The 25,893-nt window shown below is 70.5% G+C and carries 25 protein-coding genes; 11 read left to right on the top strand and 14 right to left on the bottom strand.

The features are described 5' to 3' along the window. Positions 1–29 precede the first annotated feature (29 nt). The 4 genes from DJ019_RS10645 (at position 30) to mobA (ending at position 2,373) form a co-directional block, all read left to right on the top strand. Positions 30–533 carry a hypothetical protein gene (locus DJ019_RS10645; RefSeq protein WP_111276015.1) on the top strand — a complete coding sequence of 168 codons (504 nt, stop codon included), beginning with the start codon at positions 30–32 and terminating at the stop codon, positions 531–533. Between the two features lie 4 nt (positions 534–537). Further along, complete coding sequence (locus tag DJ019_RS10640) at positions 538–1,338, top strand: hypothetical protein (protein WP_111276014.1); 801 nt, start codon at positions 538–540, stop codon at positions 1,336–1,338. Between the two features lie 96 nt (positions 1,339–1,434). Further along, positions 1,435–1,737 (top strand): MoaD/ThiS family protein, encoded by a 303-nt coding sequence (locus DJ019_RS10635; RefSeq protein WP_133255285.1) that lies wholly within the window; start codon positions 1,435–1,437, stop codon positions 1,735–1,737. A 42-nt stretch (positions 1,738–1,779) separates the two neighbouring features. After that, complete coding sequence (gene mobA, locus DJ019_RS10630; protein ID WP_240606456.1) at positions 1,780–2,373, top strand: molybdenum cofactor guanylyltransferase; 594 nt, start codon at positions 1,780–1,782, stop codon at positions 2,371–2,373. Here mobA and DJ019_RS10625 read toward each other — a convergent pair. Next, complete coding sequence (locus DJ019_RS10625; protein ID WP_133255283.1) at positions 2,358–3,029, bottom strand: alpha/beta fold hydrolase; 672 nt, start codon at positions 3,027–3,029, stop codon at positions 2,358–2,360. The genes mobA and DJ019_RS10625 overlap by 16 nt on opposite strands. A 175-nt stretch (positions 3,030–3,204) precedes the next feature. On the opposite strand from DJ019_RS10625, the gene sppA reads away from it, so the two are divergent. Further along, the gene (gene sppA, locus DJ019_RS10620) at positions 3,205–4,983 is read left to right on the top strand and encodes a signal peptide peptidase SppA (protein WP_111276010.1); all 1,779 of its coding nucleotides are present in this window, start codon (positions 3,205–3,207) and stop codon (positions 4,981–4,983) included. A gap of 4 nt (positions 4,984–4,987) precedes the next feature. Here sppA and DJ019_RS10615 read toward each other — a convergent pair whose 3' ends face one another. The 3 genes from DJ019_RS10615 to DJ019_RS10605 all read right to left on the bottom strand — a co-directional run bounded on the left by DJ019_RS10615 (position 4,988) and on the right by DJ019_RS10605 (position 9,409). After that, positions 4,988–6,001: an aspartyl protease family protein gene (locus tag DJ019_RS10615; protein ID WP_111276009.1), complete on the bottom strand. Its 1,014-nt coding sequence runs from the start codon at positions 5,999–6,001 to the stop codon at positions 4,988–4,990. Further along, complete coding sequence (locus tag DJ019_RS10610; protein WP_111276008.1) at positions 5,998–7,743, bottom strand: tetratricopeptide repeat-containing sulfotransferase family protein; 1,746 nt, start codon at positions 7,741–7,743, stop codon at positions 5,998–6,000. The genes DJ019_RS10615 and DJ019_RS10610 overlap by 4 nt, the downstream gene beginning before the upstream one ends. Positions 7,744–7,807: 64 nt before the next feature. Next, entirely contained in the window at positions 7,808–9,409 is a 1,602-nt protein-coding gene (locus DJ019_RS10605) for a tetratricopeptide repeat-containing sulfotransferase family protein (protein WP_111276007.1), read from the bottom strand. Positions 9,410–9,722: 313 nt separating this feature from the next. Between DJ019_RS10605 and DJ019_RS10600 the strand changes: the two genes are divergently transcribed. Then, on the top strand, positions 9,723–10,685 hold the full coding sequence (locus tag DJ019_RS10600) for a methyltransferase domain-containing protein (RefSeq protein ID WP_165843978.1): 963 nt from the start codon (positions 9,723–9,725) through the stop codon (positions 10,683–10,685). A gap of 103 nt (positions 10,686–10,788) precedes the next feature. Here DJ019_RS10600 and DJ019_RS10595 read toward each other — a convergent pair whose 3' ends face one another. Next, the gene (locus DJ019_RS10595; protein WP_240606441.1) at positions 10,789–13,809 is read right to left on the bottom strand and encodes a TonB-dependent receptor plug domain-containing protein; all 3,021 of its coding nucleotides are present in this window, start codon (positions 13,807–13,809) and stop codon (positions 10,789–10,791) included. 363 nt (positions 13,810–14,172) lie between these two features. On the opposite strand from DJ019_RS10595, the gene DJ019_RS10590 reads away from it, so the two are divergent. The 3 genes from DJ019_RS10590 (at position 14,173) to DJ019_RS10580 (ending at position 16,073) form a co-directional block, all read left to right on the top strand. After that, the gene (locus DJ019_RS10590; RefSeq protein ID WP_111276004.1) at positions 14,173–14,703 is read left to right on the top strand and encodes a hypothetical protein; all 531 of its coding nucleotides are present in this window, start codon (positions 14,173–14,175) and stop codon (positions 14,701–14,703) included. Positions 14,704–14,772: 69 nt separating this feature from the next. Beyond that, on the top strand, positions 14,773–15,183 hold the full coding sequence (locus tag DJ019_RS10585; RefSeq protein ID WP_111276003.1) for a protein tyrosine phosphatase family protein: 411 nt from the start codon (positions 14,773–14,775) through the stop codon (positions 15,181–15,183). Continuing rightward, positions 15,180–16,073: an MBL fold metallo-hydrolase gene (locus DJ019_RS10580; protein ID WP_111276002.1), complete on the top strand. Its 894-nt coding sequence runs from the start codon at positions 15,180–15,182 to the stop codon at positions 16,071–16,073. Before DJ019_RS10585 ends, DJ019_RS10580 begins: the two co-directional genes overlap by 4 nt. Before the next feature lie 22 nt (positions 16,074–16,095). Here the strand turns inward: DJ019_RS10580 and DJ019_RS10575 are convergent, their stop codons facing one another. From DJ019_RS10575 to pdxH, 4 genes are all read right to left on the bottom strand, one after another. Further along, positions 16,096–16,614, bottom strand: coding sequence for a GNAT family N-acetyltransferase (locus DJ019_RS10575; protein ID WP_240606440.1), 519 nt, complete (start codon positions 16,612–16,614; stop codon positions 16,096–16,098). Continuing rightward, complete coding sequence (locus tag DJ019_RS10570) at positions 16,611–18,257, bottom strand: long-chain-fatty-acid--CoA ligase (protein WP_111276001.1); 1,647 nt, start codon at positions 18,255–18,257, stop codon at positions 16,611–16,613. Before DJ019_RS10570 ends, DJ019_RS10575 begins: the two co-directional genes overlap by 4 nt. 81 nt (positions 18,258–18,338) lie before the next feature. Beyond that, positions 18,339–19,829: a bifunctional aminoglycoside phosphotransferase/ATP-binding protein gene (locus DJ019_RS10565; RefSeq protein WP_240606439.1), complete on the bottom strand. Its 1,491-nt coding sequence runs from the start codon at positions 19,827–19,829 to the stop codon at positions 18,339–18,341. Continuing rightward, positions 19,826–20,491 (bottom strand): pyridoxamine 5'-phosphate oxidase, encoded by a 666-nt coding sequence (gene pdxH / locus DJ019_RS10560; protein WP_240606438.1) that lies wholly within the window; start codon positions 20,489–20,491, stop codon positions 19,826–19,828. The genes DJ019_RS10565 and pdxH overlap by 4 nt, the downstream gene beginning before the upstream one ends. A gap of 82 nt (positions 20,492–20,573) precedes the next feature. Between pdxH and DJ019_RS10555 the strand changes: the two genes are divergently transcribed. After that, entirely contained in the window at positions 20,574–21,266 is a 693-nt protein-coding gene (locus tag DJ019_RS10555; protein WP_111275999.1) for a J domain-containing protein, read from the top strand. A gap of 77 nt (positions 21,267–21,343) precedes the next feature. Next, entirely contained in the window at positions 21,344–21,772 is a 429-nt protein-coding gene (locus DJ019_RS10550; protein ID WP_133255282.1) for a hypothetical protein, read from the top strand. A 36-nt stretch (positions 21,773–21,808) separates the two neighbouring features. Here DJ019_RS10550 and DJ019_RS10545 read toward each other — a convergent pair whose 3' ends face one another. From DJ019_RS10545 to DJ019_RS10525, 5 genes are read right to left on the bottom strand one after another with little or no spacing between them, the layout of a single operon-like run. Next, entirely contained in the window at positions 21,809–22,423 is a 615-nt protein-coding gene (locus tag DJ019_RS10545; protein ID WP_111275997.1) for a GNAT family N-acetyltransferase, read from the bottom strand. After that, complete coding sequence (locus tag DJ019_RS10540; RefSeq protein WP_111276251.1) at positions 22,420–22,872, bottom strand: GNAT family N-acetyltransferase; 453 nt, start codon at positions 22,870–22,872, stop codon at positions 22,420–22,422. Before DJ019_RS10540 ends, DJ019_RS10545 begins: the two co-directional genes overlap by 4 nt. A 29-nt stretch (positions 22,873–22,901) precedes the next feature. After that, positions 22,902–23,867 (bottom strand): oxidoreductase, encoded by a 966-nt coding sequence (locus DJ019_RS10535; RefSeq protein ID WP_111275996.1) that lies wholly within the window; start codon positions 23,865–23,867, stop codon positions 22,902–22,904. Beyond that, entirely contained in the window at positions 23,867–24,646 is a 780-nt protein-coding gene (locus DJ019_RS10530) for an enoyl-CoA hydratase-related protein (RefSeq protein WP_111275995.1), read from the bottom strand. Before DJ019_RS10530 ends, DJ019_RS10535 begins: the two co-directional genes overlap by 1 nt. A 52-nt stretch (positions 24,647–24,698) precedes the next feature. Continuing rightward, the gene (locus DJ019_RS10525; protein ID WP_240606437.1) at positions 24,699–25,766 is read right to left on the bottom strand and encodes an MBL fold metallo-hydrolase; all 1,068 of its coding nucleotides are present in this window, start codon (positions 25,764–25,766) and stop codon (positions 24,699–24,701) included. Between the last annotated feature and the right edge of the window lie 127 nt (positions 25,767–25,893).

Below are 25,893 nucleotides of genomic sequence, written 5' to 3'. Positions count from 1 at the left end.
CCGTACGCCTGGCCGGCGCCTTCTATTTCGTGACGGCCTTCCTGGTCGTCCGCGCCGCCGCGCAGACCGCGCTGATGGACGCGGTCCTGGGCGCCCTGTCGGCGAACGTGGAGCCGGCCGGGCAGAGGGCCAGCGACATCCGCCGTCTGTGGCTGACGGCCGGCGCGGTGCTGACCGGGCTGGGCGGCCTGGCCGCGGCGGTCGGCTGGAGCGCCGCCGCCCCGCTGTTCCTGGCGGCCTGCATCGGCCAGTGGACCTGGCTGCTGATCGTCGCCCCTCGATTCGTCGATCCTTCCGACGCGCCCGATCCCGCCGGCCGCCGGGCGACGCGGAACGCCGCCCTGGGCCACACGGCCCTGACGATCGCCGTCCTGGCCGCCTGGGGCCAGCTCGTGGGTTGGCCCGCCCTCGCCCTGCCGATGCAGGCGGCGGCGGGCGCCGGCGGCGCGGCGCTCATCGCCTTCGCCCTGCAGATGTTGCGGCAGGGATCCCTGGGACGCCGCGGCGCCCCGCCACCCCCAGACGAGGATTGACCCCATGGCGCGGATTGGCCGCCTGAAGCTGCTCGCCGGACTTCTGGCCCTCGCGCCTGCATCGGCGCTGGCGCAGGAGCGGTGCGCGGCCGTGACGCCGCTCCCCGACAGCGAGGCGGCGGCCGCGGCCAAGGCCGTGCGCGGCGGCCAGGCGGTGACGAGCTGGACGCTGCCGGTCGCGGGGGGAACCCTCGGCTGCGCCGAGGCGGTGACGCCGGACGGCAAGCAGATCCTGGCGTTCCGCAGCGAGCGTTTCACGATCAACGGCGTGCCGATGATCGCCCTGTACGCCAGCCCCAACGCCTATGTGGGCTATGCCCAGAACGGGACCCCGCGCCTCTCCAACCCCGCGCCGGCCGACGGCTTCTCCTGCGAGCGCGGAACAGCCGGCGGCCAGCCCCTCACCGTGTGCGGCTCGCGTCACGATGCAGACGGCAGGGTCGAGGTGAAGGCCGGCGTCACCGGCCCCTACTCGCTGGCCCTCCTGTCGGCGGATGGCGTGCTGTTCGGCGACTTCCAGGCGCTCGACCTCAGCAAGCCGCCACAACTCGTCAAGGACGGGGCGGGCGTCGACGGCGTCTGGCAGAAGAAGATGCTCTATGCCGTTCCCTATGGCGCGGTCGCGGTCTTCGAAGGCCCCGCGTTCGGACAGTTCGTGTCGGAACTGAAGCCCGGCGAGTCGCTGGTGATGCGGGTCTGGAAGAAGGACGCCGAGGCGCCGCGCACGGCGCGAATGAGCGCCGAGCAACTGATCCAGCAACTCCAGTCCATCCTGGCGGTGGCCAAGGCGATGTCGGGATCCTGAGCCCGTCCGCGGCGCCCGGTCGCGGTCGCCGTTTTGATCTCCGACAATCCGTCGCCGAAGCGGCTGGGCTATCCGTGTCCGCAGGCGAACGAACGGATGACCAGCACCCACACCAGTCAGGCGCAGTGGCCTTCGGCAAACGGCGAGCGGCCGGTCCGCCTGCTCTTCTTCGGGGCCGTTGCGGACACGCTGGGGCGTTCGGCCGACATCCAGGTTCCGCCCGGAGGCTGCACCATCGCCGCGCTCCGGAAGCTGGTCGCCAGGCGCTTTGACGGGGCGGGGTCAGCACTGGAAGCCCCCGGCGTCGGGATCGCGGTGAACCAGCAGGCGGCGGACGAGCATGCCTGGGTCTGCGCCGGAGACGAGGTGTCCTTCGCCGCGAGGACTCCCGGCGCCTGACGCGCCTTGACCGGCCCGGACAAGGACGGCGTTGTGGCGGGCATGAATGAGGATTTGGCCGTTGTCGTGCTGGCCGGTGGCGAGGGGCGCCGGATGGGCGGCGGCAAGCCGCTGCGCGTCCTGGACGGCGCGACACTGCTGGAGCATGCCCTCGCCCGCGCGCGTGGCTGGTCGCGATCGGTGGCGATTGCGGTCCGCGAGGCCGGTCAGGCCGGCGACGTCGACGCGCGCCTGATCCTGGACCACCCGGCGATCGGTGGCCCGGCCGCCGGGCTGGCCTCGGCCTTCGCCTTCGCGCGTGAGCAGGGCGCCAGCCGGCTGCTCACCGTGCCCTGCGACGCCCCGCGACTGCCGGCCGATCTTCCCATCCGGCTGGCCGCCGCGCTCACCGGAGACGTGGGCTGCGCGGTCGCCGCCAGTCTCGGGCGGCTGCATCCGACCTGCGCCCTCTGGCGGGTGGAGATGGCCCAGCGCCTGCCCGCGTACCTGGAGCAGCGCGCGTCGCTGCGGGGATTCGCCGAGGCCTGCGGCATGGCGGTGGTCGATTGGGACGCCGGGCCCGAAGACGATCCGTTCGCCAACGTGAACACGCCCGAAGACCTCGCCGCGCTCGAGGCAGGTCACCGGGCGAGCTGATCCCGCGCCCAGCGGATGGCGTCGACGAACTCGGCGTTCGCCAGCTTGGGGACGTTGTGTCCGGCGCCCGGACACTCGACGACCTCGATATCGGGGTGCGCCCGCAGCAGCACGCGGCTGGGCTCGTCGACGAAGCTCGGCAGGATCTCGGCCTTGCGCTCCGGGGCCAGCGGCACGCCGCCCAGCAGGACGCGTGTGGGGCAGGCGATCGTGGACAGAAGGCCGGAATAGTCCCGCGGCTCGTGCGCGGTCGCCGACACGCCCAGCACGTTCCAGAGGAAGGCCTCGCTGCCCGGCGGCGCGCTGGCGGGATAGGCGCGGAGCGGCCATACCTCGCCGGTGCGCAGCGGCGGTTCGACCAGGACGAGGGCCGCGGCCTCCGGCGCGCGCATCGCCAGGGCCACCAGGGCGCCCACCGACACGCCCAGGATCGCGGCCGGGCGCCCGCGCAGCCGCTGCCCAAGGGCCTCGGCGTAGGCGGCGCCGAACACGCCGACCGAGTTCGCGACCAGCTCGGGGCAATGGTTTCCCGGCAACTGCGCCCGCCAGACGTCGAGCTCGGGGAAGAAGCCGGGCAGGCGGTACAGGTAGTCCGGATGGGAGAACGCGCCCGCGACGGTGAACAGGACCGGGCGGCCCGTGTCGGCGCCGCGCATCTGCACGGGTCCGTAGCGTGTCTCGATCCTGACCGGCGGTTCCACACCGTGGTGGTAGGCGAATTCCGCAGCCCTTGGAACCGTGGGCCGGCGCTCTCGTCGCACCCAGCTTCCGCAGGGGCGCAATGTGTGCGAGAGCCGCAGTGACGGGCAGCGATCGGCGCGCAACGGACGAATGAAACAGTTCCTCATCACCATGGCCGGGGTCTTCGCCGGCCTGATGGTCTTCCTGGTCGGCGTGCCCATCATGCTGGTGGTGATGGCGCTGTCCTCGGCCTCGCCGGCCGCCGTGCCGCAGAAGAGCGTGCTGGAGCTCGACCTTCGCGCGCCGCTGACCGACCAGGCGCCGCAGAACCCGCTGTGGAACATCGGCCGCAATTCCACGGCGGTCATGTCGATCATCGAAACGCTGCGCCATGCCGAGACGGACGACCGGGTGCGGGGCCTCCTGCTGCGCCTGCCGGAAGGCGGGCTGGAGCCCGCGATGGCGGACGAGATCCGCCTGGCCGTGCTCCGGCTCCGCGCCGCGGGCAAGCCGGTCTACGCCCATAGCCAGGGCGTCTATCCCGGCGGCGTCGTGACCTCGACCTACATGCTCGGGCGCGCGAGCGACCAGTTCTGGATGCAGCCCGGATCGTCGCTGCAGGTGACCGGCGTCGCGACCGAGGACCTGTTCCTCAAGCGCTTCTTCGACAAGTACGGGATCGCCCCGCAGTTCGAGCAGCGCGAGGAATACAAGAACGCCGTCAACGGCTACCTGAACAGCGACTACACCCCGGCGCACAAGCAGGCGACGCTCTCGTGGCTGGGGTCGGTGTACCAGTCCAACCTCGCCTTCGCCGCCGCGGATCGGAAGGCCGACCCCGGTGCGCTGCGCCAGGCGCTGGAAGCCGGCCCCTACCTCGCCGAGGACGCCCAGCGCCTGAAGCTGATCGATCGGGTGGGCCAGGTGCGCGAGGCCCAGCAGGCCCTGCTGGAGAAGGCCGGCGACGGCGCCGAGACGGTGAGCTTCGACGACTACGCCAACGCCAGGGACTGGCGGGAACGGCGCCCCGGCGACTCCATCGCGGTGATCGAGGCGGAGGGGCCGATCATGACCGGCCGCGACCAGGGGACGAACCCGTTCACCGGAGGGTCGACGATCTATTCAGACGACCTGGCGGAGGCGATCCTGCGCGCCGGGCGGGCGAACTCGGTCAAGGCGATCGTCCTCAGGATCAACTCCCCGGGCGGCTCGGACACCGCCTCGGAGCAGATCCTGGACGCCATCCGGGTCGCCAAGGCGCGGGGCAAGCCCGTCGTCGTCTCCATGGGCCCCTATGCCGCGTCGGGTGGCTACTGGATCGCGTCCGAGGCCTCGGCCATCGTCGCCCAGCCCACCACCCTCACCGGCTCCATCGGCGTCTTCGGCGGTAAGTTCGCCCTGGGCGAGGCCGCGGCGCGCTTCGGCGTCGACCTGCGCCAGACCGGTGTCGGCGGCGACTACGCCTCGGCGTTCAACATGGGGCAGACCTTCACCAACGCCCAGCGGACCGCCTTCGCGGGCTGGATGGATCGCATCTATGCGAACTTCATCGCCCGGGTGGCGGCCGGCCGGAACCTGCCGGTGGAGCGCGTGCGGGAGATCGCCAAGGGCCGGGTCTGGACGGGCGCACAGGCGCGGAGCCTGGGGCTCGTCGACGAGGTCGGCGGCTTCTATCAGGCCGTGGAAAAGGCCAAGGCCCTGGCCAAGCTGGAAGGCGACGTGCCGCTGCGCCGGATGACGCCGACCGAGGGCGCCTTCGAGGCCCTGCAGAAGGCTCTGGGCGTCTCGGCCACGTCGGCCCGCACGCTGGTCGCCGCGGCCTGGATCTTCGGCGATCCGCGCGCGGAGGCGGTTCTGGACCAGCTCTCGGAAGCGAAGCTGCGGGAAGGCGGCGGCGGCACGGTGCTGGCGCCGACGCCGCTGAGGTAGGGCGTCAGGCCGCGGCCCCGCGGCGGCCGCGGACGAAGGTGACCTCCTCGCGCCCGAAATCGAGGCTCACCTCCTCGAAGTGACGCAGCACGTCCACGCCGACCAGGATGGCCGGCCGGTCGTCCAAGTCCCACAGGCTGAAGATGTGGAGGGGCGCGAAGGCCGCGCGGATGTTGTTCAGCGCCATCCCGCCCAGGCGCAGGCGCGGCAGGGCCGCGAGGGTGGCGGGCGAGGTCTGGCCGGTGGCGCTGATGAGCTGGGTCTCGGTCATCCTGTCCTTCAGGCCGGGCCGATGCTCCAGCAGCGTCTTGCGCAGCACGTCGTTGCCGCAGGTGACCTGGGCGCCGGAGTCGAGGAAGGCGCGGACCGGCACGCCATCCACGTCGGCGTCGAAGATCACGAGCTGGCCGGAGCGATACTGCGCCGGCACGGTGATCCCCGCGTCGCGGCCGGGAATGCGGGTGCCCCCGCCGCCGCCGAGCATGTTGACCGCCGCGCCCTTGCCCGAGGGGCCCACCTCGAAGGTGTTGCGCGCGAAGTTCAGCCGGATGCGGCGCCCCTTGAGGACGTCGATCCCCAGCAGGCCGTCGGCGCCGAGGCTGTCGCGGGGCAGGACCGGCAGGCTCAGATTTTGCGATTGGACCTGCCCGACCCTCAGGCGCGGGACCTTCACCAGCGACGCGGGCTGGACCCCGGCGATGCCGTGCACGGGGGTGGAGCCATCCGCGAGCAGGCTGCACGCCACGGCCGTCTCGGCGCCGACGACGGTCCGGTTGGCGCCGGTGTCCACCACGAACTGGAACGGCCCGCGCCGGCCCAGGTAGACCGGCACGGTCATCCGGCGCGCCTCGTCGAAGGCCGTTTCCAGGCGCGTGGGCTGGTCCGGCGGCGCCGGCGGCGGCTGGACGCCGGACAGGTTGATCGAGACCAGCGGTTCGGGCGCCCGCGGCGTCGCGCAGGCGGCCGCCAGTCCGCCGAGGACCAGCGTCTGGGCGACGCGGCGGCGGGACAGGCTCATTCCGGCTCGTACCCGAAGCGCTCGACCCAGGGCGCCAGCGTCGGCAGCGCGGGCGCGAGCTGGTCGCGGTAGCGGCGCCAGGCGCCGACGCCTTCCGCCGACAGGCCGCGGGAGAGTTGCACACCGCTCGGCGTGGCCACCGCGCGATCCCGCGCCTTGTCGGCGAAGTTCCGCATCGATTCCGAAAACGGCAGGCCGAGGAAGGCGCAGACCTCGCCAACCACGCCGTCGAAATCCTCCACCAGGGATTCGTGCCGCACGATCTTGGTGCGCGGCGCCATCGCTGGCTCCAGCCGCTCGGCGATGCGCATGGCGACGTCGTAGTAGCCCGCGGCCGCCGGCAGCGTCAGGAACTGATAGGCCGAGCTGCTCATGGTGAAGCGGCGCCGGTAGCAGGAGAGGACCACGTCGCGCGGATCGCGCCGGGCGAAGAGGATCTTCGCGTCCGGGAACAACTTGAGGATCAGCGGCAGGCGGAAGGTGTTCAGCGGGTGCTTGTCCACGAAGACCTTGCCCTCGGGCTGGCCGCCCTCGGCCCGCACGCGCTCCCAGTAGGCCGCCCGCAGCGACGCCAGCTCCGCCTCCCCCGCCCGGGCCAGACGCGCCACGTCGCCGGACTGCATGAAGAAGGCGCGCTGGGCGTCGACCAGGGTCTCGCGCTCCTCGAGCGCCTCCACGTCCGGATGGCTGGCCAGCACCTGTTCCAGGAGTGTGGTGCCCGAACGGGGAAAGCCCAGCAGGAACACATGCGCCTTCGGGCTTTCCGCAGGCGCCGGCGGAGGCTCCGAGGTCCAGGCCTCCGGCGCAATATCGGCAAGAGCGTCGGCGACGCCGCGGGCGAATTCCAGGGCGCTGACGCCCTGGCCGTAAGCGGGGGCGTAGGCGCGCCAGAGGGCCATGTTGCAGGCGGCGTAGGCCTGGAACGCCTCTGCGGGCAGGTCCTGGGCGTCCAGCACGTCGCCGAGCTGGCCCTGGGCCAGGGCGCGCTGCTGCACCGTCAGGCGCTCGTCGCCGATCAGCAGCTCCAGCCGCCGTTGGGCCCGTTCGCCCGCCCCCTCGGCGGCGTCCGCGGCGGCCAGGACCATCACCGCGTCGGGGAAATTCGGCTCCGCCTCCAGCACCGCCTCGGCCAGCGGCTTGGCCTCGGCATGCGCGCCCCGGCGGCTCAGCAGGTTGGCCAGGCCCTGCGTGGCGCCCAGGTTCTCGGGCTGGAGGTCCAGGGTGTGGCGGTAGGCGGCCTCGGCCTCCTTGAGCCGGCCCATGGATTCGAGGGCCGCACCGCGGGCGCAGTGGGCCCCGGCGAAGTCCGGCTGGATCGCCACCACGCCGTCGAACACCGCCAGAGCTTCGCGGTAGCGCTCGGTGCGCGCCAGGATCAGCCCCATGGCGTTCCGCGAACCGATGTCCTGCGGCGCGATCTGGACCGCCCGCTCCAGGATCTTCAGCGCATCGTCGAACCGGTTCTCCTGCTCGGCCTTGAGCGCCGCCAGGTTCAGCACCATCGGGTGCTCCAGCCCATCCTTCAGGGCAGCGTCGGCGAGCGTGGCGGCGCGGGGGAAGTCGCGGGCCTGGGCGGCGGCCTGGATGGCCTGCAGACGCGCGCGGTCAGCGGTGGCGTCCCGGGCGCCCGGAGCCGGCGAGACAGGCACCGGCGTGACGGCCGCCTGGGCAGGCGCGGCCGACTTCGCGGGCGTGAACCCGCCCACCTTCACCTTGATCTGTCCAACCTTCCACTGGCTCAACGCACCGTCCCCAAGCTTTTCGCAGGCGGCGCTAGCCTAGCAGCGGGCTCGGCGCAACGCGCGCCTAGAACGATGGGGCGGCCGGATAGCTCGACAGAACCGGCCCCAACGCCGCTTTGAGGGGGCCGAGCCACGGTTCGTAGTTGCGCCAGTGGTCGGCGGCGTCGGTGAAGATCGGCCGGCGCACCTGCTCGGAACTGGCGGTCCGCACCGCCCGGTCGTTCTCGTAGAAGCGCAGGCAGGCCTCCTCGAACGGCAGGCCGCAGTGCGTGAGCAGAGCGCGGGTCTGCGCCTCGGGGTCGGCCACCATCTCCTCGTAGATCACCCGATGGATCCGGCCGGGCAGGATTTCGTCGAAGTGCGCCATCAGTTCCACGTAGTCGCGGTAGTACCGGCCCAGATCGCCGAGGTCGTAGCTGAAGGGCTGGCCCACGGCGAAATGCTGCTTGAAGGCCGAGAAGCAGCAACCGAGCGGGTGCCGGCGCGCGTCGATGATCTTCGCGTTGGGCAGGATCAGGTGGATGAAACCGGCGTGAATCCAATTGTTGGGCAGCTTGTCGATGAAGAACGGCCGGCCCAGCTTTCGGTGAACCCGCGCCCGTTCCAGGTACTCCGCGCCGAGAGCCGCCAGTTCGTCGGGCGAAAGCGCCGCCAGGATGTCGGGATAGGCGCCCTCGCTCTCGCGCCGCGCCCGCCCGGCGAGGCGCGCCGCCAGGTTCGGGACATAGGGCAGCTCGTGGGTTCCCTCCACCTGGCTGTGGCTGGCGAGGATCTGTTCCACCAGCGTCGACCCCGACCGGGGCAGGCCCAAGATGAAGATCGGGTCCGGACGCGGGTCCCCCTGGCCGGCCCGCAGGACGAAGAAGGTCTTTCCCATCAGCGCCTTGGCGCGGCGCATCTGGATGGTGGTCTCCTCGGGGGCGTAGTCCAGCCGCCGGCGCTGGATGGCCGCGCCGTCCGCATAGCGCTGGAACGCCTCCGCATGGCGGCCGGCGTCCTCCAGGGCCTTGCCGAGGGCGAAATGGAGCTGCAGCCGGTCGGCTTCGGCCAGCTCGCCTTCCAGGGTCGCGGCCATTGCGGCGATGTCCGCCTCCCCGAGACGCACCGTCTTGAGGTTCGCGAGGCTCCACCACGCCTCCCCGAGCCGCGGGTCCAGCTCCAAGGCGCGACGGTAGGCGGCCACGGCTTCGGCGGTGCGCCCGACGGTCTTGAGCACGTGGCCATAGCTCATCCAGGTGAGCGGCTGGTCCGGATGGACCGCGAGCACCGCCGCATAGGCCTGCGCCGCGGCGGCTTCCTCCCCCAGGCGCAGCAGCGACGAGGCGCGCAGGTGGAGGAACATGGGGTTGGCGGGTTCGACGGTAAGCAGGCGGTCGGCCTCCGAAAGTGCTTCCGGCAGCCGCTCCCGCCAGGTCAGGACGAGGGCCAGCGCATAGCGGGCCGGCGTGAAGCCCGGGGCCAGGTCCAGGCACCTGCGCAGCAGGGTCTCCGCCTCGCCGTTCCGCCCGCCTCGGGAGACTACGTCGCCCAACATCCACAGGGCGTATACGTCCGCCGGACGATGCTCGACGGCCTCGCGAAGCAGCGCGTGCGCGTCCGCGGGCTGGCCCGCGATCAGCGCCTCTGCGGCCGCTACGAGGTCGGGCGCGGAGACCGTCGCCCGCATTTCCCGAGCGTGAGCCAGATCCGCCCCGGCGACGTCGCCTGCCAGCCGCAATCGCTGCCCCTCGGCCGCCCAATGGGCCGCGAGCGCGGCGTCGGCGGGAGCAGGCGCGGCAGGCGGCGGCCCCGGCGTCGCAGCGGCAGTCACGCTGAACCGTCCGAAGTTCCAGGTGGTCAAGCTGCGCTCCTTGGCGATTGGTCTCTTGTTACCTGGGGCGCCCTGCGCCGTCACGGCCGCTCGGTCGATCTTGGCGCTGGATCGGCCTTCCAGTACCTCAGTCGTCACTTCGCACCGGCGACCGCTTCAGAGGATGCACATGAGCCGCACCACGAACACCGGTCGCCGCCCGGGCTGGCACTGGAGCGAGTACTGGCAAAGCGGCCGGACCGAGATCATGACCATCGGGACCGAGGGGGGCGAGATCGTCTTCGATCCCGGCGCCAGCTGGCGGGCGTTCTTCGGATCGTTCGATGCGGGCGCGCGTCTGATCGACCTGGCGACGGGCGGTGGCCAGGTGGCGAGGCTCGCGCATGAGGTGGGCGCGGCGACGGACAAGGGCTTCGACGTGGTCGGCGTCGACTATGCCGACCTAGGGCCCAGCGGCGGTGACGTCGCGCCCGGCCTGAGGCTGATAGGCGGCGTCGCATTGGAACGCCTGCCCTTTGACGACGCATCCTTCGACGGGGCGGCGTCGCAGTTCGGGATCGAGTATGCGGACACCCGCCTGGCGCTCGGCGAGCTCGCGCGGGTTCTGAAGTCCGGCGGACGGGCGCGGCTGCTGGTGCACAGCACGGAAAGCGCCGTCAGCCAATCGACGGCCGCGCAGTCCGCGGCGCACGACCGGGTCATGCCGGACGACGCCTTGATCCAGAAGGCGCGCCGGGCTTTCAACGCCCATATGCGGCGCTCGCCCCGTGACGTTCTCTCCGCGCAGGAGCAAGCCCTTCGGGAGGCCGTACAGAAGGCGGCGGCCAAGATCGTCGATGACGCGGCTTATGACCCCGTCCGCTACCACCTCGACTACCTGGCGGATCTGGCCAGAGGCGTCGCACGCTACGAACCGCGAAGCGCGTTGGCCCGCCTCGACGTCTTCGAGGCCGGCGTGGCCGCCTGGCGTCAGCGCCACCGGAGCCAGATGAAGGCGGCCCTGGATCGGCCGGGCCTCGATGCCTTCCTCGACCGCGCCGTGCGGAAGGGCTTGCGGCCCCTGGAGTCCGGGGGTGAGACCGATGCGCGGGGCGCCCTGGTGGCCTGGCGCGTCGACCTGATCCGGGACTGAGCCTCCTCGGCCCGCCGCGACCGCCCTCGGACCTCTTCAACTCGCCCAAGAAAAAGGGGCGGCGGATTGCTCCGCCGCCCCGATCTCTTGTCCTGTCGTCGACTTAGAAGTCGGCGGTCAGGCCGATGAAGAAGTAACGGCCGAAGGCGTCATAGACTTGCGGCCAGGTGTTGCCGTTGCAGGGCCCGGTCGGGCAGTTCGACGAACCCGTCAGCGGCGGATCCTTGTCGAACAGGTTGTTCACGCCTGCACGGAAGTTGAGGTTGTCGCGCATCGTCCAGGACGCCGTCAGGTCGAAGTAGTCACGCGCCTTGAGGGTGCGGTCCGACTCGTACTGCAGGCCCGGATTGTTGAGCTGCGCGTCGTTCGAGTAGGCGTCCAGCGTCACCTTGCTGATGTGGCGCCACTGCAGCGACATCGAGAAGTCCTTGAACCACTCGCCGTAGGTGAACGGCGTGGTCCAGGTCAGGCGGGCCTTGTGGCGCCACTCGGGGTTCGGAGCCGTCAGGCCGCCCGAGACCGAGCAGATCGTGCCGTAGTAGCCGGCGCAATCGAAGGCGTCGCCACCCGGCAGGCTCTGGACCTTCAGGGTGTCGAGGTAGGTGCCCACGAAGTTGACGTTGATGCCGCCCATGTTCTCGAGGCCGATGGCGTCGAGATCGGTGCGGTAGCCGAGGTTGAAGTCGAAGCCGGTGGTGGACAGCGAACCGGTGTTCAGGGTCGTGTCGATCACGTAGCCGGTCGGATCGAGCCAGATCGAGCCGTTCGCATCGCGGTTGACCAGCGAGCAGAAGGTCGGGTCAAGGGTGTCGACGCAGCGGTTGATGATCGTATCCGCGCCGATGCCCGAGATGAAGTCCTTCACCTTGATGTCGAAGTAGTCGACCGACACGTTGAAGCCCGGCAGGAACGAGGGCTGGAACACGAAGCCGAGGGTATAGGTGTCGGCCGTTTCCGGATCCAGGTTCGGGTTGCCGCCGGTCAGACCGTTGTACTGGTTGGCCGGGTTGGCTTCGATGGCCAGGACCTGAGCGGTGGTCAGGCCGAACGCCTGGGCGCAGCGGGCGACCAGCGGATCGCTGGCGGCCAGACCGGCGCAGGGGTCCTGCGTGCCGTCGAGCACGACGTTCTGCGGGCTGAACAGCTCGAGGACGTGCGGCGCGCGAACGGCGCGGTTGTAGCCGCCACGGAGGCGCAGGCCGTCGATCGGTTCCCAGTCACCGGCGATCTTGTAGGTCTCGGTGGTGCCGATCGAGGAGTAGTCCGAGTAACGGAACGCCAGCTCGAGGGTCAGGTTCTTCGCGAAGGCGGCGTCCTGCACCAGCGGGATGCGGCTTTCGGCGAACATTTCGTACACGTCGAACGAGCCGTTCACCGGCGGCGAGGCGCCGCCCGAACCGTTCAGCGCACCCGACGCGGCCACGTAGTCGGCGGCGTAGTCGAGGGTCTCACGACGGTATTCCGCGCCGATCGACACGCCAACGCCATCGTTGGCCCACGGCGACTTCACGCCGTACTCGGTGAGGTCACCGCCCAGCGAGAAGTTCACGACGCGCTCGAACAGGTTACCCGCCTGCGAGGAGGGGGTTTCCAGGTAGTCGAGCGCGGCTTGCGTCACGCCGCCCAGCGAGAAGATGTTGTAGGGGACGCAAGCGGTGTCCGAGCCGTTGACCACGGAGGCGCAGGTCGGCACGCCGTTCACCGACACGACGTTCAGGGCGTTCTGGATCGCGGTGGTGCGGAAGAAGCCCGTCTGGACCTGGTTGAACGACACGCGACCGTATTGCATCGCGAAGTCGTAGTTCCAGTTGTCGTTCAGGTCGCCGCGCAGGCCCACGACGTAGCGATACTGCTGGTGCTGGGTCTTGCCCTGACGGCCGCCGCCTTCGACGTTCCGGCGCGAGACGATCCCCGTGAAGGTGCCGGCCGGGTTGGTGGCGCAGGTGCCGCCGCCCGAAGCGGTGGTCGCCGGCATCAGGCCACGCTGTTGAGTCGACAGCAGCGGGTTGGCGCAGTTGATCGAGAAGGTGCCGGCGAAGATGCCGCCCGGCGCGATCTGGTACGTGGACGTGTCGTCCATGTACATGACGTCCATGTAGGCCTTGGCCCAGTCGGTGATCTCGTACTCGGCGAAGGCGCCCAGCACGTAGCGGTCATCCGGACGCTGATAGTAGTTGGTCGGGCCGTAGTTGTAGACGTCGCGCGAGCCCACGCGGGTCCGGAACGTGTTGCCCGGGCCGGTCACGTCCACCACCTGGCTGCCAACGCGGGCCGGGAAGGCCGTGCCGGAGCCGCCGCAGCCGAACTGGCCGAAGTCGGGCGAACCCGAGAAGAACGAGCAGGCGCTGTAGTCGCGGTTGCCCTGCAGGATCGGCTCGACGTGGCGGTAGCCGGCGTAAGCCGTCACATTGCCCTTACCGTCCGGCGAGTTCACACCCATGACGAGGGTGACCTGGGACATTTCGCCGTCGCGAACGTTGTCCTTCGGCAGCTGGTAGAATTCCGGGCTCGCGGACGAGGCCTGCGCGCGTTGGACGATGCTGGCGACGTCGTTGCCGTTGTCGTGCTGGTACAGGCCGTACTGAGCGTCGACGCGCACGCCTTCGAAGTTGCGCATCATGATGAAGTTCACGACGCCGCCCACGGCGTCGGCGCCGTACACGGCCGAGGCGCCGCCCGTCAGCACGTCAACGCGCTGGATCAGGGCCGAGGGGATGAAGTTGATGTCGGCGGCCAGAGCGCCGCCCGAGGTGTTCGGCGTGCCGGGCATCAGGCGACGGCCGTCGATCAGGACCTGGGTGCGGGTCGCGCCGAGGCCGCGGAGGCTGACGGTGGCCGTACCGGTGGAGCCGTTGGAGAGCGCCGCGCCCTGGGCCGCGAAGGCTTGGGGCAGGCTGTTGATCATGTCTTCGACCCGGGTCACGCCCGTGGCCTTGATTTCAGCCGCGCTCACCGCGGTGACCGGGCTGACGCTCTCGAGGTTCGGCGACGGGATGCGCGTGCCGGTGACGACGACTTCGGAGACTTCCTCCTGGGCCATCGCCGGCGCCGCGACGCCCAGCAGAGCCGCGCCGCAGATCATGGAAGACGCCAGAAGGCGTTCCCGCATGGATTTGAAATTCACGGTCTAGATCCTCCAGCGGTCCTGCCTCAAGGGGCGGCCGCTCCCCACAAAAAGAGATCGGTCCCGGGGACGGGTGGTCTCCGGTTATGGCGGAGTTACGAGGCTGGCCGTCGAGCGGTCAACGAACATTAGCAGTCGGCAATGTTTCGGGCGCCCACCTGTCGCATTCTGGTCACAGATTGCCGCACCCCCGCCGAAACCAGGCAAGGTTTCGTCAACAATGGTTAACCGGCGAAGGCCCGCCCAAAGGCGTGGACCGCCGCTCGGCGGGACCATCGTTAAGGTTTGGAATCAGCCTGGGCGTCGTTGCGCGACCGCGCGAGCGGCGCTTAATGGTCGCAGGTCCAGCCCGGAATCGCGTTCATGAACATTCGCCGCGCCCCTGCCGTCTGCCTTGCCCTGGCTTGCTTCGCCGCGTCCGGCGCGGTCGCCCAGCCCAAGGCCGACTCGCGGGCCGAGACCGTCCGGAAGCTGATGGACTGCCGCAAGGTGGCCGACGACGCCGGCCGCCTGGCCTGCTTCGACCAGGCCGCCGCCGCGCTCGACCAGGCCGAGGCCAAGGGCGATGTGGTGATCGTGGATCGCGAGCAGGCCCGCCAGGTCCGCCGCCAGGCGTTCGGCTTCGCCCTGCCCTCGATCTCCATGTTCGAGAAGGGCGAGACCAAGGAGGAACTCGACAACGTCACCGGGGTCGTCGACAGCGCGCGGCAGAACGGGGCCGGCAAATGGGTCGTCAAGCTCAAGGACGGCGCGGTCTGGACCCAGGTCGACGCCAGCGAGCTGCATCGCACGCCGAAGGCCGGCATGCCGGTGAAGATCCGCCAGGCGGCGATGGGCAGTTTCCTGATGAGCATTGATGGGGGCGGCGCATTCCGGGTTCGCCGGGTGGAATAGCCCAGGCTGACCGTTGCAGTCCGAGCCCCAGGCGCCAATGATGCGCCTCCCCCCAGTTCGGAGCCGGCCATGAGTGATTTCCGACGCGTCACCGACGACTTTACGACCTCGCCCCAGATCAGCCTCGCCGACGTGGATGAGGCCGCCCGGCTCGGCTTCCGGACGATCATCAACAACCGCCCCGACGGCGAGGCCGCCGATCAGCCCGCCGGGGCCGAGATCGAGGCGGCGGCCCGGGCGGCGGGCCTGGCCTATTTCCATGTCCCCGTGGTCGGCGGGCCCGGCCCCGACCAGGTGGAGGCGGTCCGCCGGATCCTGGACGAGGCCGAAGGGCCGGTCCTGGCCTTCTGCCGATCGGGCACCCGCTCGATCGTCACCTGGTCGCTGGTCCAGTCGCAGTCGGGCGCCCGCGCGCCAGGCGAGCTGGTCAGCCTGGGACGCCAGGCCGGCTACGACCTCTCGGGCGTGCTGCTCGGATGATCCCCTACGTCCGCGACATCGACATCGAGTACGGCCGCTGCGACCAGGTCTCGCCGCTGATCCGGCGGGTGACGGCCAACAACCCGGGCCCCTTCACCTTCAAGGGGACGGGGACCTACATCGTCGGCCGGGGCGAGGTGGCCGTGATCGACCCAGGGCCTGACGATCCGGCGCACCTGGAGGCGATCCTGGAGGCCGTCGCGGGCGAGCGGGTGACGCACATCGTCATCACCCACCACCACTCCGACCACTCGCCGCTCGCGGGCCCGCTCAAGGCGCGCACGGGCGCGACGATCTACGGCTGCGCCGTGGCCGCGCACGACGAGGACGACGGCGGGGTGAAGATGGAGGCGGGTCACGACCTGTCGTTCCAACCCGATGTGTCGCTGTGCGGCGGCGGGACGATCTCGGGGCCGGGCTGGACGCTCGAGGCGATCCCTACGCCGGGCCACACGTCCAATCACCTCTGCTTCGCCCTGCCGGAGGAGAACGCCTGCTTCTCGGGCGACCACATCATGGGCTGGTCCACCACCGTGATCACGCCGCCCGACGGCGACATGACCGACTATCTGGAAAGCCTGGAGGCGATCCGCGCGCGCGGGTTCGATGCGTTGTGGCCGACGCACGGCCCGCCGATCCGCGAGGTCGACGCCTTCATTCTCGCCTATGCCGAACACCGGCAGGAGCGGCTGGACCAGATCACGGAGGCGCTGAGGGCGGGGCCGGCGCGGATCAACGAGCTGGTCCCGCGGCTCTACGCCGATGTGGACTCCCGCCTGCATCCGGCGGCGGCGCGATCGATGCTGGGGGGCATGATCCACCTGGTGCGCCAGGGCGTGCTGACGGCGGACGGAGAGCCTGGCCCGGACAGCGTCTACGCGCTGGCGTAGGCCGGCGCGGACAGGCCGCCCTCTACAGCGCCTTCTCCAGCACCTCGAAATACAGCCCCTCCCGCGTCGGCGTGCCGAAGCGGGCGTCGCCGTAGGGAAAGGGCTTGGTCTCTCCGGTCTTCCCGTACCCGCGACGGCCGTACCAGGCGATCAGCGCCTCCCGCGCGTGCAGCACCGACATCTGCATGCGTCGGGCGCCGTGTGCGCGGGCATAGTCTTCCGCCGCCTCGAGCACCGCCCGGCCAAGGCCCCCGTCCTGGCGGTCGGGACGGACCGTCAGCATGGAGAGGTACCAGGCGCCGCCCTCGCCGGCGTCCAGGCGGACGTGGCCCACGTGCTCGCCCACGGCGTCCCGGGCGATCAGCAGCACCGCGCCGGGCTGCGCCAGGTCATCGGCCAGCAGCGAGGCGTCGATGCGCTGGCCGGCGACCAGGTCCTCGACCTTCCAGTCTGTCTGGCCCTCGGCCTGGCGGTAGGCGCGGTTTGTGAGCGCGATGATGGCGTCGTGGTCCGTCGGCAGCGCCTCGACGAGCTGGATCACGCCGTCGCCTTCTCCTTCGCGGTGGGCAGGACGTAGTCCTTCATCCGCTCACGGATCAGCTTCTTGTCGATCTTGCCGGTGGCGCCCAGCGGGATGTCGTCGACGAAGACCACGTCGTCCGGCGTCCACCACTTGGCGATCTTGCCTTCCAGGAAGGCCAGGAACTCTTCCTTCGTGCCGGTCTCGCCTTCGCGGAGCTTGACCAGCAGGACCGGCCGCTCGTCCCATTTGGGGTGCGCCGCGCCGATCACCGCCGCGTTGGCCGCCTTCGGGTGGCCCATGGCGATGTTCTCGATCTCGATCGAGCTGATCCACTCGCCGCCCGACTTGATGACGTCCTTGGCCCGGTCGGTGATCTGCATGAAGCCGTGCTCGTCGATCGTGGCGACATCGCCGGTGTCGAAGAAGCCGTCCTCGTCGAGGACCTCGCCGCCCTCGCCCTTGAAGTATTCGCCGACCACGAACGGCCCCTTGACCTTGAGGCGGCCGAAGGTGGTCCCGTCGTGCGGCTGGCGGGCGCCGGCGTCGTCGGTCAGCTTCATCTCGATGCCCAGCGGCGGACGGCCCTGCTTCAGCTTCGACTTGAGCTGGGCCTCGGCGTCCATGGCGGCGATGGCGGCGTTGGGCGCGGCGATCGTGCCCAGAGGCGACAGTTCGGTCATGCCCCAGGCGTGGGTCACGTCCACGCCGTACTCGTCGCGGAAGCCGCGAACGATGGCCTCAGGCACCGCCGAGCCGCCGATCACGACGCGCTTCAGGGTGGTGAGCTGGCCCTTCGTCTCGCGAAGGTGCGTCAGCAGCATCTGCCAGACGGTCGGCACGGCCGCCGAGAAGGTGACGCCCTCCATCTCGATCAGCTCATGGATCGAGGCGCCGTCCAGCTTCTGGCCCGGCATGACCATCTTCGCGCCCGCCGCCGGGCACGACAGCGCCAGGCCCCAGGCGTTGGCGTGGAACATCGGCACCACCGGCAGCACCGTCTCGGTGGCGCCCAGGTCCATCACGTCGCGCTGCATCGTGATGATCGTGTGGAGGAAGTTGGAGCGGTGGGAGTAGAGGACCCCCTTGGGATTGCCGGTCGTGCCCGACGTGTAGCAGAGGCCGGCGGCGGTGTTCTCGTCGAAGCCGCCCCAATGGCAGTCCGGCGAGTTCTGCTCGACCAGGTCCTCGAAGCAGAGGGCGCCCGGCAGGTTCACGCCCTTCATCCCCTCGCGATCGGTCATCACCACGACGTGCATCACCGTCGGGAGCTTGGACCGGTTCTCGGCCAGCAGCGGCACGAAGGTCAGGTCGGTGAAGATGATCCGGTCTTCGGCGTGGTTGATGATGTAGCAGAGCTGCTCGGCGAACAGCCGGGGGTTCAGGGTGTGGCAGACCGCCCCGATCCCCATGATCCCGTACCAGGCCTCGATGTGCCGGCCGGTGTTCCAGGCCAGCGTCGCGACGCGGTCGCCCTGGCGGATGCCCATGCCCTTCAGCGCGTTCGACAGGCGCTTGGCGCGCTCGTGGATCTGGGCCCAGGTGGTGCGGACGATGGGGCCCTCGACCGAGCGCGTGACGACTTCGCGATCCCCGTGCCAGGCCTTGGCGTGATCGAGGATCCTGTCCACCGTCAGCGGCCAGTTCTGCATGAGGCCCAGCATCGAGCGTCTCCCGGGTTATCAGTTGTTACTTGGGATTACGCTTAGTCAGGCCGCGCCGCTTTCGCAACGCAGCACGGCGGTTCAGGCGTCCAGCCACGCCCGCGCGGTCGCACTTGAAGGCGCCGTGGCGTCCACGTGCGGCCAGCCCGGCGGTTCGGTGAGCCGGGCGGCCTGGTCGCGCAGCACCTGCACCGTCGCATCCGAGGCGTCGCCGGTGCGCCCGGCGACGCGCGCCTCCAGCACCGCGAGCGGCGCATCCATCCAGGCGCCGCGGAACGGCACGCCGCACTCGGCGGCCAGGGCATGCGCGCGGCCGCGCAGGGCGGGGTCCAGGAAGGTGGCGTCCAGCACCACCGCACGACCGGCCCTCAGCAGGGCGCGGGCATTGTCGAACATCTCGTCATAGGCGCGCCCCTGCGCCTCCGGCGTATAGGCCTCGCGGGGCAGCGGCTGGGTCGGCGCCATGCCCGCCAGTCGCTTCCTCACCTCGTCGGTCCGCAGGATCACGGCGCCCGGCGAGGCGCCCATCAGTGGCGCGGCGGCGCGGGCGAAGTGCGACTTGCCCGAGCCGGACAGCCCGCCCACGGCCGCCAGCATCGGCGGCTGCGGCGACAGGTGGGCGATGGCCGCCTCCACATAGGCGCGCGCGGTGGCGGGATCGTTCGAGTGGGCGGTGACGTGCGCCCGAACGGCGGCGCGGGTGGAGAGCATCAGCGGCAGGGCGGCGAGGCCCTCCCACATCTCGGGCGGGAAGCTGCGCGCGGCCTCGTCGAGATAGCCGGACAGCGCGCGGACGCCGGCGTCCCGCCGGCCCCGGAAGTCGAGATCCATGAGCAGGAAGGCGATGTCGTAGAGGACGTCGAGATCCGACAGCAGGTCGTTGAACTCGATGCAGTCGAACAGCACCGGCCGGCCGTTCTCCAGCAGGATGTTCCCCAGGTGCAGGTCCCCGTGGCAGCGCCGCGCGAAACCGCTCGCGGAACGATGGGCCAGCAGCGGCGCCTGGCGCTCCAGCTCGGCCTCGGTCAGGGCGACCATCGTCTCGACGCGAGCCTGGTCCAGCCCCTGGCAGGTCTCGCGCAGGAGCTGGGCGTTCGACCCGACGGTGAACGAGAGGGCTGTCAGGCCGCCGGCCGGACGCAGCGGCGCCCTGGCATGATAGCCGGCGACCATCCGGCCCAGGGCCTCGGCCAGGTCGCCGTCGACCGCCTCGGGCTGGGCGGCCAGCACGCCGCGGTCGTCGAAGCGGCGCATTTCGAGGACGTAGTCGACGGGCTCGCCGCCGCCATCCAGCGCCAGTTCGCCGCCCGGCTCGCGCGTGATCCGGCGCACGGCGCGGTAGATGTCCGGCGCCCCGGGCCTGTTGAACTCCAGTTCCCGGTCCAGGGCCCACTTGCGCTGGCCCAGGGTGGAGAAGTCGGCGTAGCCCAGGTCGGCGTGGCGCTTCATCTTCCAGGCGGTCTCTGGGCCCAGGAAGACATGGGCGCAGGCCGTGTCCACCCGCCGCTCGCCGCGCGGGGCCAGCCAGTCCATGACCTCCGCCTCGAGGGCGGTGAGCGACTGAACGCTCAAGGATAGAGCCGGCGGGTCGTCCAGCCGCCCTCGGCGCGGTCGAACACCAGCCGCTCGTGCAGGCGGAATGGGCGGTCGCGCCAGAACTCGATCACCTGCGGCGTCACGCGGAAACCCGACCAGTGCGGCGGCCGCGGAACCTTGCCCAGGCCGAACTTCAGGCCGAACTCGGCGATCCGCTTCTCCAGGGCCAGGCGGTCGGGCAGGGTTCGCGACTGTTCCGACGCCCACGCGCCGAGCTGGGCGGGGCGGGCGCGGGTGGCGAAATAGGCGTCGGCCTCCGCGTCGGTCACCGCGCTCACGGTCCCGCGCACGCGCACCTGACGACGCAACGACTTCCAGTGAAACAGCAGGGCGGCCTGCGGATTGGCCGCCAGCTCCCGGCCCTTGGCGCTGCCGAGGTTGGTGTAGAAGACGAAGCCCTCCGGATCGACGTCTTTCAGGAGGACCATCCGCACGTCGGGCAGGCCGTCGGCGTCGGCCGTGGCCAGAGCCATGGCGTTGGCGTCGTTCGGCTCCTTGTCGAGGGCCTCCTTCAGCCACTCGTGGAAGAGCGCGAACGGATCGGTTTCGCTGAGCAATGGCGGCGGCTCGGCGGCGGCCACCTGGCGGACGTAGTCGTCCTCGGTCGGGGACGGCGGGATGGGGGGCTTTTCGGTCACGTTTCCGCCTATAGCGCGGCCGGCGGCGCTCTCTCCAGCTCTTAACCGACCGTTGACGTCGTTTACCCTAGTGTTGGCTGTCATGACTCGGCCGGTTCCCGAGATGTCGCTGCGAGACGCCCGCGAGGTGCTGGGCGTGGGAGCGGACTCGACCCCCGCCGAGATCCGCCGCGCCTATCGCGACGCAGTGCGCCGAGCCCACCCCGACGCCGGTGGCGATGTCAGCGTCTTCCGCCAGGTGGTCGACGCCTACCAGCGCCTCCAGGACCCTCTCAGCCCGCCCCTCGCGCAGGCGCCGCCGCGTCCGAGACCGACGCCCGACCCCGATCTCGAGATCAGCCCAAGGCAGGCGCTCGAGGGCGGCGAGGTCGACCATCACTTCCCGGACGGTCGGGCCATCCGCATCACCCTGCCCCCCGGCCTGCGGTCCGGCGACCGGGTCCAGGCGGGCGGCGTGGAACTCTGCGTCTATATCCGCGCCCATGACGGGGTGCTTGTTCGCGGCGACGACGTCTGGATGACCGCACGCGTCGCGCCCGGCCTGCTGAAGAAGGGCGGCCGGATCACGGTCGACACCCCGCTCGGGCCACGCAGCGTCTGGATCGACCGCAAGGCCGCCGAACGTGGGCTCGTCCGGGTGGAATGCCAGGGACTCCCGGCGCGCGGAGATCGACAGCGGGGCCATCTCTTCATCCGCCTGTCGGCGGCGACCGGCCTCGCCGACAGCGCCGCCATGTCCCTCCTTCGCCGCTTCGCCGCCGCCTGGGCGGCCTGACCTCCGCATCCCGCCAGCCAGCCCCACCTGCTGGTACAGTTCTTGCTTAACTGTACATCACGCAAGGAGGAGTGCGCATGTCAGTGAGTGGGATCGGCGCGATGCTGGGCATCGCCGCGCCGCAGACAGTGAAGCCGGGAGAAAAGCCCGAGAAGACGCGGGATCCAGCCGAGATCGCCAAGGCCAAGGCCGAGGCGTCGGCTGCGCGCCAGAAGTCCGACCTGGAAGCGATCCGGGACAAGGGCATCTACGCCTGGGCCCAGGAGCAGAAGTACGAGAAGATCAAGGAGAAGCTGCGCGAGGAGATGGAAGCCCGCGCCGCATCGAAGCGCAAGGGCGAGGTCGAGGGCGATCCCGAGACCTGGAACAAGCCCGATCTGGCCATCGAACAGGCCGTCGCGCGGGAGATGCGCGCCATCCTCGAAGCCGCCATGAAAGCGGAGAGCGAAGCCGCAGCGGCAGAGGGCAAGCCGCCGCAACCCATGATCATCGACATATCGGTCTGATCGTCTGGCGGGCAGAATCGGCCCGGCGGGATTTGCCTACAGGGTGTGCCGCGCCCGCCACTCGTCGCGGGTCATCTCCCAGTAGACGGAGCGCCGGGTCGTGCCGTCGGGACGTACGGCCTCGCGCTCCCCCATCCGCCGGAAGCCGGCCGCGTCGATGCCCTTCTGCGAGCGGACGTTGTCGAGCGCGGCGGTCAGGCACATGAGGCGCACGCCCAGGGCCTCAAAGATCCACGAGAAGCTGCGGATCATGCCGGTCCCGCCCTGCCCCATGTTCTGGAGATCGGCGCGGATGGCGCCTGCGATCTCCGCCGACGAACGCTCGGGCCAGACGCTGATCCGAGAGTAGCCCGCCACCTGGCCGATGTCGTCGAGGTTGACGATCAGCAGGGCGTCGCCAGACAGCATCTGGGCCTGGTTCTCGGCCACCCAGCGCGTGATGCTCTCCTCGGTGATCGGCCGCGGCAGGTCGTAGATGGGCCCCGACACCCGCTCGTCGGACAACAGCGCCACGAGACCCGGCACATGGTGCAGATCCGCCCGCTCGCGCCCGGGCCCCAGGGCGCTCACGTCGACCGTACGCACCGCCTGTCGGATGGCCTCGGCCTCTTCCTCGGTGGCGTGCAGGACGGTCTTGGGCGGGGCGCTCATGAAACCGCCAGGCGCTCCAGCGCCTCTCCGTCCAGCCGCCGCACCGTCCACTCGGTCATCGCCCCCGCCCCCAGCGAGTCGTAGAAGGCGATCGACGGCGCGTTCCAGTTCAGCACCGCCCATTCCAGCCGGCCCAGGTCGGCGTCCATGCACCGCTGGGCCAGCCTGCGCAGCAGCGCCTTGCCGGCGCCCACGCCCCGCGCCTCGGGCCGCACGAACAGGTCTTCCAGGTAGATGCCCGCCCGCCCCCGGAAGGTGGAGTAGTTGTAGAACCAGAGGGCGAACCCCACCGCCTTGCCCTCGAACTCGGCGATGTCGCAGAAGCAACGCGGGTTCTCGCCGAACAGGTCGCGGCGGATATCGGCCTCGGTGGCCTCGACCTCGTGCAGCAGGCGCTCGTATTCGGCCAGCTCGCGAATGAACTGCAGGATCAGGGGCGCGTCGCCCATGGTCGCGACGCGGATGTTGACGGCCGCGCTCAAAGCCGCGCCCCCGTGGTCTCTTCCGACACGTCCCACAGGCGTTCGGCCGCCTCTGGATCGAGCGCGTGGGGCATCACACCTTCGAACGGGTTCGCCTCGGTCCACGGCAGGGCCTGGTTGCAGTGCTCCAAGTAGAGCCCGCCGACACCCTCCAGTTCGGGCGCCAGGGCGGCCCAGACGCTGGTCGCCGCGCCCTGCTCGGGCGTCTTGAAGCGCTCGTTGACCCGACCCTGCTCGTCGATCCACCCGAAGGCGCGCATTTCCTCGTCGGTCAGGTGCCGCTGCAGCGGGGTGCGGATACCGCCCGGCATCACCGAATTGGCGGTGATCCCCAGGTCGGCGAAGCGCTCGTGGAAACCCACCGCGAACAGCGCATTGGCGGTCTTGGCCTGGCCATAGGCTTCCCACTTGTCGTAGGGCCGCTGGCGGTAGTGGATGTCCTCGAAGTGGATGCCGCTCCGGCGGTGGCCGATGGACGACAGCGACACGACCCGGCTCGACCGCCCGTCCTCGCCGCCGTTCATCAGCGCCCGCGCCAGCAGCACCGAGAGCAGGAAGTGGCCGAAGTGGTTCGTGCCGATCTGCATCTCCAGGTCCTGGGCCGTGTAGCTCAGCGGACAGGCCATCACCCCGGCGTTGTTGATCAGGATGTCGAGCGGCTTGTCGCCCCAGGTGTTGGCGAACGCCGCCACCGAGGTGAGGTCGGACAGGTCCAGCCGGCCCACCGAGACCTTGCCGGGCGCGGTCTTGCCGATGTCGGCGGCGGTGGCTTCGCCGGCCGCGGGATTGCGCACTGCGAGCATGACCTCGGCCCCGGATTCCGCCAGGGCGCGGGCCGTCTCGACGCCGATCCCGGAGGCGCCGCCCGTGACGATGACTGCGACGCCGTTCAGGTCGTGGCCTTCCGCCACTTCGCGGGCCGTCGACCTGGCGCCGAACTCCGACGTGATCCGCCCGTCCATCACGCCACCTTCGAGAAGTCGGGGGCGCGCTTCTCGGCGAAGGCGGCGAACGCCTCCTTGGCCTCGGCGGACTTGAGCTGGGCGGCGAAGATCCTGCCCTCGGCTTCCATCTGGGCGGCGACGGCGGCCGGGTCGCGCATCAGCGCCTTGGTGGCGCGCACGGCGGCCGGCGGCTTGGCCGCGACGCCCTCGGCGGCGGCGCGAGCCCGGGCGCGGAGTTCAGCCGCGGGAACGGCCGCGTTGGCGATGCCCCAGGCGGCGGCGGTCTTGCCGTCCACCGCCTCGCCCAGGGCGAACATCGAGAACGCCCGCGCGTGGCCGATACGGGCCGGCAGCAGCAGCGACGAGGCCGCCTCGGGCACCAGCGCCAGGTTCACGAACGGCGTGGTGAGCAGCGCGTCCTCGGCCACGAAGACCAGGTCGCAGTGCAGCAGCATGGTGACGCCCACGCCCACCGCCCGGCCATGCACCGCCGCCACGATCGGCGCCTTGGCGCGGGCCAGGGCCTTGAGCAGCGGATTGCCGTCCTCGCGCGCGGCGTTGGCGCCCGAGTCGCCGGCGTTCACCGCCGCGAAGTCGCCGAGGTCATTGCCGGCGGTGAAGATGTCGCCGTTGGCCTGGATCAGCACGCAGCGGATCGACGGGTCGTTCGAGGCCCGGTCGATGCCGTCTCCGAGGCCCTGGTACATGGCCCGGGTCAGGGCGTTCTTCTTCTCGGGCCGGTTGATGGTCAGCGTCAGGACGCCGCCGGAGAGCTCCGACAGGATGTGATCGGTCATGGAGTGTCGGGCCCTCCCGAGCCTCAAACGTTCGTTTGTCCCGACACTACAGTTAAGCGGCGACGCGATACCAGTCGACGCCGTTATCATCCCGCTCCCGCACCGCCTCGCCGCGGGCGACGAGGCAGTTGAGGTGCGCGAGGCTCTCACCGGTGGCCAGCCCCAGCAGGCCCTCGTCGATCTTCCGGCGGAACAGCACGTGGAAGACGTCCACGACCCGCTTCGGCTCGGCAAGCAGCGTCTTCAGGCGCTCCAGTCCGCGCTCGTGGCCGCCGACCAGGTGGTCGATGCGCGCGTGCAGGCCGCGGAAGGGCTCGTTGTGCGCCGGCAGCACCAGGGTGTCGTCCGGCACGCGGCCCTTGATGGCCGTGAGCGACGTCATCCAGTCGGTGAGCGGATCGCCCTCGGGCTCGGTCGGGAACACAGACACATTGGACGAGATCTTCGGCAGCACCTGGTCGCCTGAGATCATCAGTTTCAGGTCGGGGCAGTAGAGGCTGCCGTGCTCCGGGCTGTGACCCGAGCCGACCACCACCTCCCAGTCATGATCACCGATGCGGATGCGCTCGCCGTCGACGATCCGCCGGTAGCTGTCGGGCAGGGCGTAGAGGCCCCGCCCGAAGCCGCCGAACCGGGCGCGGTAGGTCTCCAGCGCTTCCTCGTCCCAGCCGGCGCCGCGGAAGAAGACGATGGCGTCCTCGGGCGCCTCGCGGCCCGTGTCGGCGGCCAGCGAGCGGCAGGTGACGAACTCCAGCCGGGTGATCCACAGCCGGGCGTCGAACTTGCGCGTCAGGTAGCCCGACATGCCGATGTGGTCGGGATGCATGTGGGTGACGAACACCCGCGTCACCGGCTTGCCCTCCAGCGGCCCCTTCAGCGCGGCGCGCCAGGCGTTGCGCGTCTCCACGCCCGAGATGCCCGTGTCGACGATCGCCCAGCCGTCGCCGTCGGCGATCGCCCAGACGTTGATCCAGGCCAGGGAGCCGCCCAGCGGCATCCGCAGCCACTTCACGCCGGGGGCTATGTCCACCGCCTCGCCCGTCTTCGGCGCCTGCTCGAACGGATAGGTCAGCTTCGGCCGATGGCTTTCCCAGCCGCCCTGTTCGATCCCGTCACGCAACGCCGCCCACTCCCCACTGTTTGAGCGGCATTATCCCGCGCGGACGCTGGGGAGGGCAAACGGCGATTGCGTCGCGCCCGGTTGAATGACGCGGCGTCGCCGGGCTAGGCCTTCGGCAAACCATAAG

Origin of the sequence: Phenylobacterium kunshanense, from assembly GCF_003254525.1 — a bacterium.
In the GTDB taxonomy this organism is placed as follows: domain Bacteria; phylum Pseudomonadota; class Alphaproteobacteria; order Caulobacterales; family Caulobacteraceae; genus Phenylobacterium; species Phenylobacterium kunshanense.
The sequence above is the reverse complement of the archived record's forward strand: the minus strand, read 5'-3'. Positions and strand labels throughout refer to the sequence as shown.